Origin of the sequence: Kitasatospora sp. NPDC056273, assembly GCF_042268845.1 — a bacterium.
In the GTDB taxonomy this organism is placed as follows: Bacteria; Actinomycetota; Actinomycetes; order Streptomycetales; family Streptomycetaceae; genus Kitasatospora.
Genome location: NZ_JBHJSJ010000081.1, coordinates 21,505 through 31,924 on the forward strand (window position 1 = coordinate 21,505; position 10,420 = coordinate 31,924).

The 10,420-nt window shown below is 74.5% G+C and carries 8 protein-coding genes; 4 read left to right on the plus strand and 4 right to left on the minus strand.

What is annotated here, in order from left to right:
- Positions 1 to 36: 36 nt before the first annotated feature.
- The 3 genes from ACFCY1_RS38555 to ACFCY1_RS38565 form a co-directional block, all read right to left on the minus strand.
- Positions 37 to 3,114 carry an AMP-binding protein gene (locus tag ACFCY1_RS38555; RefSeq protein ID WP_375877551.1) on the minus strand — a complete coding sequence of 1,026 codons (3,078 nt, stop codon included), beginning with the start codon at positions 3,112 to 3,114 and terminating at the stop codon, positions 37 to 39.
- Positions 3,115 to 3,277: 163 nt separating this feature from the next.
- Complete coding sequence (locus ACFCY1_RS38560; RefSeq protein ID WP_375877544.1) at positions 3,278 to 3,988, minus strand: phosphotransferase family protein; 711 nt, start codon at positions 3,986 to 3,988, stop codon at positions 3,278 to 3,280.
- On the minus strand, positions 3,985 to 4,515 hold the full coding sequence (locus tag ACFCY1_RS38565; RefSeq protein WP_375877545.1) for a GNAT family N-acetyltransferase: 531 nt from the start codon (positions 4,513 to 4,515) through the stop codon (positions 3,985 to 3,987). The genes ACFCY1_RS38560 and ACFCY1_RS38565 overlap by 4 nt, the downstream gene beginning before the upstream one ends.
- A 268-nt stretch (positions 4,516 to 4,783) precedes the next feature.
- Between ACFCY1_RS38565 and ACFCY1_RS38570 the strand changes: the two genes are divergently transcribed.
- Positions 4,784 to 6,067, plus strand: a complete 1,284-nt coding sequence (locus tag ACFCY1_RS38570; RefSeq protein ID WP_375877546.1) for a hypothetical protein — start codon at positions 4,784 to 4,786, stop codon at positions 6,065 to 6,067.
- A gap of 357 nt (positions 6,068 to 6,424) precedes the next feature.
- On the opposite strand, the gene ACFCY1_RS38575 is transcribed toward ACFCY1_RS38570, so the two are convergent.
- Entirely contained in the window at positions 6,425 to 7,741 is a 1,317-nt protein-coding gene (locus tag ACFCY1_RS38575) for a helix-turn-helix domain-containing protein (protein ID WP_375877547.1), read from the minus strand.
- Positions 7,742 to 8,001: 260 nt separating this feature from the next.
- On the opposite strand from ACFCY1_RS38575, the gene tgmA reads away from it, so the two are divergent.
- Genes tgmA through ACFCY1_RS38590 form a run of 3 tightly spaced genes read left to right on the plus strand, consistent with a single transcriptional unit; the run spans position 8,002 to position 10,384 of the window.
- On the plus strand, positions 8,002 to 8,277 hold the full coding sequence (gene tgmA, locus ACFCY1_RS38580; RefSeq protein ID WP_049650348.1) for a putative ATP-grasp-modified RiPP: 276 nt from the start codon (positions 8,002 to 8,004) through the stop codon (positions 8,275 to 8,277).
- Positions 8,277 to 9,272 carry an MvdC/MvdD family ATP grasp protein gene (locus ACFCY1_RS38585; protein ID WP_375877548.1) on the plus strand — a complete coding sequence of 332 codons (996 nt, stop codon included), beginning with the start codon at positions 8,277 to 8,279 and terminating at the stop codon, positions 9,270 to 9,272. The genes tgmA and ACFCY1_RS38585 overlap by 1 nt, the downstream gene beginning before the upstream one ends.
- Positions 9,269 to 10,384 carry a methyltransferase domain-containing protein gene (locus ACFCY1_RS38590; protein WP_375877549.1) on the plus strand — a complete coding sequence of 372 codons (1,116 nt, stop codon included), beginning with the start codon at positions 9,269 to 9,271 and terminating at the stop codon, positions 10,382 to 10,384. Before ACFCY1_RS38585 ends, ACFCY1_RS38590 begins: the two co-directional genes overlap by 4 nt.
- Positions 10,385 to 10,420: the final 36 nt, after the last annotated feature.

The following is a 10,420-nucleotide window of genomic DNA, read 5'->3' on the forward strand; positions in this document are numbered from 1 at the left end:
GCGGCCGGTGACGGCCGCACCCCCGCTTGCCTCCTGTCAGATGCCGGCCGCCCCGGCCAGCGCCGCGGCGAGGTCGTCGGCCAGCGCCGACACCGTCGCCGCCTCGAACGCGTGCTCGTTGTACCGCAGCCAGCACCGCAGCGCGCCGTCCGGCTGCTCGGTGACCGCCAGCTCGGGGACGTGCCGGTCACCGCCCGGCAGCGGATACGGCACGGTGGCGTTGCGGGGCAGCTCCCAGGCCGCGCAGGCCACCCCCGGCAGCTGGGCCGGCGCGCTCCAGTTCTCGTACCGCAGCCAGGCCGCGAACGGCACCAGCGGGCTGAACTCCGCGAACGGGTAGAGCTGGTGGTCGAGCGCCGTGGTGGCGGCGGACCGGACGCGGTCGAGCAGTTCAGCGAACCCCGGCGCGCCCGACACGTCCACCCGCACCAGCAGCGACTGCACGAAACAGCCGACCGCCCGCTCCGCCTCCGGCCGGGTCCGCCCGGGCACCGGCGTCATGAGGACGAGGTCCGGCTGTCCGCTGCGGGCGGCCAGCAGGCCGCTCCAGACCGCCGCCACCGCGAGGAACGGCGTGGCCCCCAGCTCCGCCGCCCTGGCCCGCAGCGCGTCCGCCGCCGCCGGGGGCACCGTGAACGCGTGGGCGGCGCTCAGCACCACCTCGGTGTGCCGGCGTCCCGGGAAGGGGTCGACCGCGGCGGGCGCGTGCGCGAGCGCCGTCCCGAAGTGCGTCCGGGACGCCGGCCAGTGGGCGTTCGACCACTCCACCAGCTCGCCGTACTCCGGGCCGGGCCGGGCGGCCGGCACCCGGCGCCCGTGGCACAGCGCCGAGTACGCCACCCCCAGCTCGCGCAGGAGCACCCCCAGCGACCAGCCGTCGCTGACGAGGTGGTGGACGGCCAGCAGGACGACGTGGTCCGCCGGCCCGCGGCTCACCACGGCCAGCCTGGTCATCGGCCCCGCGGCGACGTCCGTCAGCCGGTCGCGCACGGCGACCAGCCGCGCCGACACCTCGTCGTCGCTCGCGCCGGGCGCCTCCACCAGCACCACGTCCGCGTGCGGCTCGTCGTCCAGGACGGCCCGCAGCACCCCCGGTTCGGCGCCGGGCACCGGGACAAACCTGGTCCGCAGCGCGGGATGGCGGCGGATCGCCTCGTGGAGGGCGTCGGCCAGGACGTCCGTCCGCAGGCCCTCCGTCACCCGGAACATCACCGCCACCGCGCCGACGTTGCGGCCCGGGGCCTCGGCCATCCAGCGCAGGAAGTTCTCCTGCTGGGAGGTGAGCGGCAGGTCGTGCGGCTGCGCGCGCAGCGAGTGGAGGAAGGCCGAGACCTCGGCCCCGGACCGCTCCGCCGGCTCGGCCGGGGCGACGTCGGCCCGTTCCAGCCAGGCCGCCTGGGCGCGCAGCGAGGGGCGCTCGAAGACCAGCGCCGTACGGGCCGCCACACCGAACTCGGCGGAGATCGCGGCGGCCAGCTGGACGGCGCGGAACGAGTCCCCGCCGAGGGCGAAGAACTCCTCCTCCACCGCCCGGACCGGCCGGCCCAGCACGGCCCGCCACAGGCCGGCCAGGGCGAGCTCGCGTTCCGTCTCCGGGGCCCGTCCGGTCGTCGGGGCGGGTTCCTCGAACGCGGCCCGCAGCTCGTGCTTGAGCACCTTGCCGCTCGGGTTGCGCGGCAGGGAGTCCAATACCAGGACGCGTACCGGCAGTTCGGGCCTGGCCAGCCGCTCGCTCAGGAACAGCCGCAGGCCGTCGAGGTCGATCCCGTCCGGTCGCGGGACCACCGCGGCGACCGGCACCTGTCCCATCACCGGGTGCGGCAGGCCGAGCGCGGCCGCGTCGGCGACCTGCGGGTGTTCGTGCAGCACGGCCTCGATCCGCAGCGTGGAGACCTTCAGCGCACCGGACTTGACGATGTCGCTCTCCCGGTCGACGAGGTGGAGGAAGCCGTCCCCGTCCAGTCGCCCGAGGTCGCCCATCCGCACCCAGCCGTCGCGGAAGACGGTGTCGGAGGCCGCCCCGGCGTACCCGCGCGGCGGCCCGGGCTGGCGCAGCCAGATCTCGCCGGTCCCGCCGGGCGGCACCGGCTCCCCGGCCTCGTCCAGGATCCGCAGGTCGGCCGGGTCGGTCGGGCGGCCCAGCGAACCCGGACGGCCCGGGTCCACCACCGCGGAGATCTGCGCGGGGGCGGCCTCGGCGGAGGTGTAGGTGTTGACGACCGTCGCCTTCGGCAGGGCGGCGGACAGCCCGGCGGCGACGGCGGGCGGGAGCGCGGCGGCGGTGGACCCGACCAGCCGGACGCTGCCGAGGTCCCGGCGGTCGGCGACCCCGGAGTTCAGCAGTTCCACCGCCATCGACGGCACCAGGAAGACCGTGCCCGCACCGGACTCCTCGACCACCCGCCCGAACTCCTCGGCGTCGAAGCGCGGCAGGCAGATCGTCGTGGGCTGCGCGGTCAGCGCGTTCACCAGCACCGCCTGGGCGGCGTTGGTCCCGATCGGGAAGGCGTGCACCGCGTGCCGCGAGTGCGCGTACGGGCGGGGGCGGGGGTCGAGGACCAGCCCGGCGGTCAGGCTCGCGTGCGCGGCCCGGACGCCCTTCGGGGTGCCGGTCGTGCCCGAGGTCCCGATGACCTGGGCCAGGTCCCCGGGGGCGACCCGGTGCGGCGGCTCGTCCGGGGTCGGCGTGTCCGGCGTGTCGAGACCGCCGAGGCCGTCGAGTCCTTCGAGCGCGAAGGTGGGCAGCGCGGTGCGCGGGCCGTTCCCGGCGACCGCCCAGCGCGCCCCGGCCGCCTCGACCAGCCGCTCCACATCGGCCGGGGCCAGGTCCTCGCGGATCACCAGCCCGGCCGCACCCGCGTAGTGGGCGGCCAGGAACGCCACGGCGTACGCGTCCCACTCCCGGTTGGTGAACAGCAGCGCCACCGTGTCCCCGGGCCGCACGCCCGCCCCGGCCAGCCCGTGCGCGGCCCGCACCGCCCGCTCGCGCCACCGGCCGTAGGTGAGACTCCCGCCGCCGGGCACCAGCAGCGCGGTGCGATCGGGATGGAGCGCCGCCCGGTGGTCCAGGAGCGCCGGGAGGGTGAGCGGAACGGAGGCGGGTCGGGCGCTGATGACGACTCCCGGAGGCGTTCGGAGCGTGGCGGAACGATGCCACAGGAAGATCGCCCGCTGATTGGTCCAGACCGTATCGGACTGGTCGAGGCGTGCGCCAGATCCGTCTCACAGATCGTCACGACCCGCTGTGCGCGCGCCCGGAGCGCCCGCCCCGCCGCCGTCAGGAGGGCGGCTCCGGCTGCTCCGGCCAGCCCGCCGTCAGGCGCCCGCGCTCCTGCCACTGCCGTACCCCCGGCCCGCCCGGGTCGCCCCGGCGGCAGAACTCCTCCAGCCGGGCGCACCGGGCGAGCATGGCGGTCCGGCGCCGCGGCCAGGGCGGCACCGGCTGCCCGTACGCGTCGAACAGGTGGTGCAGGGCGCCCGCCCGGGCCGGGTGGTGCATGCGGACGATCCACTCGCACCAGGCCAGGTCCTCCACCGGCTCGCCGAGATGGGCGAACTCCCAGTCCAGCAGGCCGGTGACGGCGAAGGTCGCCGGGTCCAGCAGCAGGTTGTTGGGCCCGAAGTCCCCGTGCGCCAGCACCGAACCCGGGGGCGCCGGACCGTCGCCGGCCACGCCGGGGTCGACCGCCTGGAGCCGTCGCAGCACCCGCCCGCAGGCGGCCAGGACCTGCGCGCCGTGCCCGGCGTCCAGCAGGTCCTGCGCGGGCACTCCGGGCAGGTGGCCGAGCGTGATGGCGCCCTGCTCGGTGCCGAGCACCGGGGGAACCGGCAGCAGCCCGTGCAGCAGGGTCAGCAGCCGGTGCTCGCGCCGGCGCCGCTCCTCGGCGTCCGGCCCCTCGTACCGTTTCACGACGACCGTGCCGTCACCCGCGGTGCGGTTGGTGTAGCCGTGGGGGAGGGGCCGCAGCCCGGACGGGCCGTCGCTCACCCCTGCCACTCCTCGGCCAGCAGCCCGAGCACCAGCTGGTCCACGAACTCCCCGTATGCCCAGGCGGCTTGGCGCAGCCGCCCCTCGACGGTGAAGCCGGCCGTGGCGGCGGCCCGGAGCATCGGGGTGTTGTCCGCGAGGGTCTCCAACTGGAGGCGGCGCAGGCCGAGCACCGGGAAGGCGTAGTGGCAGAGCACCCGCAGGACGTCCGGGGCGAGCCCGCGCCCCCGGTGGCCCGGCAGCAGGGCGAGGCCCAGGTGGGCGCTGCGGTTGTGGGCGTCGATGCCCCACAGCAGGGCCTCGCCGGCCAGCTCTCCGGAGGCCGTCTCGACCACGGAGAAGCAGGCGGCCTCGCCGGACGGCCCGGGAACGACGTACGGGGAGTCCGCCGAGCCGGGCGGGATGGGCCGCCAGGGCCGGGTGTCGGCCCGGGCGCGGGTTGCCACGTCGTCGTACAACTCGGCCAGGAGGACCGGGAGGTCGGCGTCGTGACGGGCCCGGAGGGTGATGCGGCTGCCTTGTAACATGTCACATGTTTACCATCGGCGGGACTGTCGCACCCAACGGGTTTGCGGTGCCGACCGGGTTGCCGGGGCCGGAAGCCCCCTCCGGGATCGCGAGGCCGGGCCGACGGCCGGTCAGGTGGCTCGAGCGGCGGGGGCCACCAACCCCCGTGCTCTCGGGGCGGGTTGATGATTCCCACTCGACGGTGGCGTGCTCCCGCCCCGCACGGTTCACCCGGACGGCGCCGTGTGTTGTCCCTCGGGAGGAAGGCGGCTCGATTACAAGGTTTGTATGAGAAACATCCACTACGGAACCGGTGGAATCGCCGCCTCGGCCGCCCTGGCGGCCCTTCTCGTCTGCGCCCCGCACCAGGCGTCTGCGGCCCCCGGAATCCACACGTTCGACTACAAGGGCGCGCCCGAGCAGTACGTGGTCCCCGAAGGGATCTGCGAGCTGGTGGTGCAGGCCTCCGGGGGTGCGGGAGGGAACGCCGTCTACGGGTCGCCCGGCGGGAAGGGCGGTCAGGTCCGAGCCACGGTCCAGGTCACGAGCGGTCAGGTGCTGACCGTCGACGTGGGGCAGGCGGGCAGCGGAGGCGACCTCTCCGTCCCCGGCAGCCTGGCCTACGGCGGGTACGGCGGCGGCGGCCAGGGCGGCTCCTTCAACGCGGAGCACCGGCCCGGCAACGGCGCCATCGGTGCCGGCGGCGGAGGCGCCACCACCGTGACGACGGGTGGCAGCGCGCTGATCATCGCGGGTGGCGGCGGCGGAGGTGCCGGCAGTTTCACCAACGACGGAACCGCGTCCGGCGGCGCCGGCGGGCAGGCCGGAACCGACGGGGCCGACACCGGGCAGAGCGCGGCGGGCAAGGGCGGCAAGTCCGGCGGCAACGGGGGAGCGGGTGGCGCGGGTGGAACCGCCACCACCGAGTTCGACCACGACGGCTTCGCGGGCGGCAGCGCCACCGGCACCAAGGGCGGCGACGCGGCCGTCAACATCGGCGACCCCCACATGGGCACCGGCGGCGGAGGCGGCGGCGGGGCCCACGGGGGCGGCGCCGGCGGCTCCTCCACGGCGACCACGCTCGACGGCGGCGGGGGAGGCGGCGGCTCCAGCCTCGGCCCGGCCGCCGCGACCTTCACCACCGGAGCGCGCAGCGGCAACGGGGAGGTCGTGATCGAGGAGGTCGCCTGCGCCTCCCCCTCGCCGTCCCCGTCCCCGTCCTCCTCGCCCTCCCCCTCGCCGTCCCCGTCCTCCTCGCCGTCCCCGACCGCCTCTCCCACCCACTCGCCGTCCCCGACGGCTTCTCCCACCCACTCGCCGTCCCCGACGGCTTCTCCCACCCACTCGGCGTCCCCGACGACCGGTCCGAGCCACACGGCGTCCCACGGCCCGTCGCCCACGGGCGGCCCGAGCCACCACCACTCGCCCGGTCCGGCGCCCGGCCACGGTGGGGGCCAGCTCCCCGAGACCGGGAGCAGCACACCGGCCATCCTGATGAGTGCCCTGCTCTGCGTGGGCGTCGGTGTCGCCGTGTTCCGTCTCGCCCGCCGGAACGGCCGCCGGCGCTCCTGACGCCGGGGTGGCCCACGGAGCCCACCCGCTGCATGGGAAGTCGGCCGGTCCGACTTCCCATGCGGCGGAAGCCCGTTGTGCTGATAGCGGTCCTCCGCGTCCGTCGCCTCAGGTCGTCGGGCCGAGGCCCTCCGAAAGGGCGACGGCCTCCTCCCGCGCCCCGGTGCGCGCGACCGGCTCGCCGCGGGTCCGACGCCTGTGGCCTCGTCGCGTGTTCGCCTCGATCATCGCGACTGGATCCCCTTGCTCAAGTCTGCTCGTCGAACCGGAAGTTCCAGATCTCTTCCAGTTGGCTATCCGATCTCCCTGCGCGATGGGGTCGGTTGTCACCTTCCGGGGTTGGGGCTGCGCCTCGGGTCACACGCCGGTCGTGATCCCCACCGCCTCGGCGAGCTCCAACGTCTCCGCTCGCATCGCGCGCGGCGACTTCCGCCACAACTCGGCCGCGACCGAACGAGCCTGGGGTGTGAACCGGACCGTCTCCGGGCTGATCCGCAGCGCGATCCCCATCACGTGCAGCGCGGCGGTCCGGTCGCCCCGATGCATGTGTGACCGGGCCGCATCCACCCACAGCCTGGTTCGGCGCTCCGTCGACGGGATCGAGTCCGGGTCGATCTCGTCCGCCAGCGACAGTGCCTTGCCTGAGCTCCGCAACTCGGTGGAGACGCTGACCGCGTGCAGGTCGACGTTCGCCCGCCCGAACACCGTCGACAGTTCGGTGTACCCGGCCGGCAGTGACTTCGCGACCTCGTCGGCCGTGTCCCAGTGGTTCCACGCCATCCCGTCCCGTCCGTCCCGCGCCTCGGTGATCGCCGCGTGCAGGTGCAGCGCCCCGTACAGGCCCCGCCAGTGCTGCGGTCCGTCGGCGAGGTGCGGGCGCAGCCGGTCGGCTGCCGTGGTCACCATCAGCATGGCGCCTTCGTGCTCACCGACGGCGCGCATGGTGTTCGCGAGGTTCCATGCGGCGGCGCCCATGGCGGCCGGGTCGTCGGCGTCGGCGGCGGCTGCCATGGCACGGTCGCCGAGCATCCACACGGCCTCTGCCGGGCCGATGTACGCAATCACCTGCTGCGCGAGCCGGTACGCCGAGGCGAGCCCCACCAGTGCGGTGCGGCGGTCGTCGCCGCCGGCCGAGCGGGCCAGCGACTCCCCGTGCCGGATCAGGTCCGGGGCGATGTTCCCGACGGCGGTCCGGTTGTTCGCCGCCTGGTGCCACAGGCGCCACCCGGCGTCGACATCGGCGGCGTAGGTCGCGGACGTCATCCCCGCCGGGACCGGTGCCGGCGGCCGGGTTCCGCGTTCGAGGAGGGTCGACCAGATGGCTGTCGACGCGGGGTGGAACAGTCGGCCGGTGCTGACCGGCTGCGCGGCCCCGGCCGGTCCGGTCAGCACTGACAGATCGGTCACGTCGAGTGCGAACGCAAGTCTGAGCAGTATCGCGTGACTGCTGATCGCGCGTTCTCCGCTCTCGATCTTCTTGAGCCAATCAGTGCTGCGGCCGACCAGGCCGGCGAGCACGGGGCGCGTCATCCCGCGACGCTCGCGCATGATGCGGATGCGCTCACCGGGGGTGAGTTCCTCGGGCAGATCGGACATGTGCATCTCCTCGGCTGGGCGCCGCCACCGGGAAAGTGCCTCAACCGGACGAACACCCGGTGGCGACAGCCGTTCCACGGTAGGGCGGCGGGCAGTTGGGGCACCAGGCTCCGCTGCGGGTGAACGCCGGTACACGGTGGGTGAGGGGGACAGGGTGTCCCCCTCACCCGCGAGTCGTCACCGTACGATTTCGTTGCGTCACTCAGAGCAGTGCGGGTGTTGTCCGCAGGGAGGGGAGCCCGGTCCACGGACTGGCGTCCCGTGTGCGGCCGTCGGCACCACCACCGATCCTCGCCCCCTGGGAGGACCGGTCCGAACGAGAACGAGGGAGCGCCACCATGTCCGTCCTGACCGACCGACTGCCCACCCTGAGCATGGGCATTGACACCGAGCCGTCCGGCCCGCTCGCCACCCGACCGTTCGGGCTCGACGCCGTCACCAACCCCGTGACCGTCATGCCGCTGCCCCCCGTCACCGTCGACCCGCACACGCAGCTGTCCCTGATCGACGGTCGCGTGGCCCTGGACATGCCGACCATGGAAGGGTCGGGGTGCCAGACCGAGAGCGACGGCCAGACCGTGATCAGCGTCGACTTCGACCAGAACGACGACTGATGACCCACGGCACCGGGAGCACGCGGGGCGTCCCGCCCCGCGTGCTCGTCATCACCCACGATCTCGACCCCACTGCCGACTACGTCCTGCGTGAGCTCAACGCCCGAGGCGTTCCGTTCTGGCGCACCGATGTGGCGGACTTCCCGCAGCGCATCACCATGCGTGCCGAGCTGCGGCCCGACGGTGCGTGGGGCGGCGCCGTCGTCGGGCCCCTGCGAGGGATCGACCTGTCCGAGCTCACCTCCGTGTGGTGGCGCAAGCCCACCACGTTCCGGTTTCCCGGCAGCATGTCCGGCCCGGAACAGCGGTTCGCCGCAGGGCAGGCGAAGCGCGGGTTCGCCGGCGTCCTCGGCTCCCTGCCGCAGGTGCTGTGGGTCAACCGTCCCGAGCGCAACGCCGACTGTACGAAGCCCGCACAGCTCACCGCCGCCGCGGAGTCCGGCCTGCAGGTCCCGGCGACCTTGGTGACCAACGACCCCGGCGCGGTGCGGGACTTCGCGGACCGGTGCCGGGGCCGGATCGTCACGAAGGTGCTCGGCGGGATCGTCCACACCGAGAACGGGCAGCGCGGGCAGATCTACACCACCCGCGTTCCCGCCGACCGGTGGGACGACCCGCGGGTGGCCCTCACCGCGCACCTGTACCAGCAGGAGATCACCGACAAGGCCTACGAAGTCCGCGTGACCTGCGTGGCCGGCCGACTGTTCCCCGTCAGGATCGACGCCCCGGACGGCCCCGGGCGGCTCGACTGGCGCACCGACTCCAAGCGCCTCGCATACTCCCCGATCTGCCTCCCCGTGCCCATCCGGACGGGCATCCTGGACATGCTGTGGCGCCTCGGACTCGTCTATGCCGCCGTCGACCTGATCGTGGACCAGGTCGGAACGCACTGGCTGGTCGACGTGAATCCGGGTGGGCAGTGGGCGTGGATCGACTGCACCCGTGATGCCATCACCACCGCCTTGGCCGACCTGCTCCAGAAGGGCACCTTGTGACCACCACCGCCGAGCCGACTGCCGACGTCCTGCGTGCCGCGCTGGTCGACGCGCTCACCGCGGACGGCTCCCTGGCCGACCCCGCGTGGCAGCGCGCGTTCCGCGACGTCCCCCGCCACTTGTTCGTGCCGTACTTCTACCGGCAGGGCCCTGACGGCCGGCAGCAGCGGATTGCCGGCGACGACCCTGACCACGCCGCCGGGTGGCTGCGGGCCGTCTACGCGAACCGGCCCCTCGTCACCCACCTGATCGGCGGGAACGCCGCGTCGTCGTCCACACAGCCGTCGCTGATGGCCGCGATGCTGCAGGCGCTCGGCGACGATGTCGTCGGCCCGGTGAAGGAGATCGGCACCGGCACCGGTTACAACGCCGCACTGCTCGCCCACCGGTACGGCTCCGAGCGGGTTGTGACCGTCGACGTCGACCCGGACGTGACGGCCGAGGCCCGGCGCCGGCTCGACGCGACGCCCTATCGGCCGACCGTGGTCACCGCCGACGGGGCCACCCTCACCGATAAGGGTGGCCCGTTCGGCGCGATCATCGCCACCTGCGGGCTCGACCACGTCCCGACGACGTGGCTGCAGGCGCTCGCGGGGGGCGGTGTGATCGTCGCTCCGCTCGGCGCGGGCGTCGTCCGCGCGGAGAAGACGGGTACCACCGAGGCCGGCGGCCGGTTCCTGCCGACCGGCGCCTACTTCATTCCGTTGCGCACGGTCGGGGGCCGCGGCGTCATCCGCCGCCCGGCCCTGCCCACTGTCGGCGCACGCCCGTCGGAACTCGGCCCCGACGTCGTCGTGGACGAGCACTTCCGGTTCCTGGTGAGCATCGCCCTCGGCCCGCTCGGATGGAACTACGACCTGGACGACGGGCGGCCGGTCGGCGCCTGCCTGTGGGACGGCGCGGGATCGATCGCAGAGCTGCGGCCCGACGGCTCCGTGGCCGAGGCCGGGCCGCGCCTCCTGTGGTCCGAGCTCGAAGCAGCCCACCGCCTGTACGCCGTGAACGGCCGCCCGGCCCGCGAGCGTTACGGGTTCAGCATCACCAGCAGCGGGCAGCGGGTGTGGCTCGACCGGCCCGACGGACCGTACTGGCCGCTGAACCCGGGGTGCTGACTGGCGTCCCCCGAATGCCCGGAGGCCCCGGTGGGC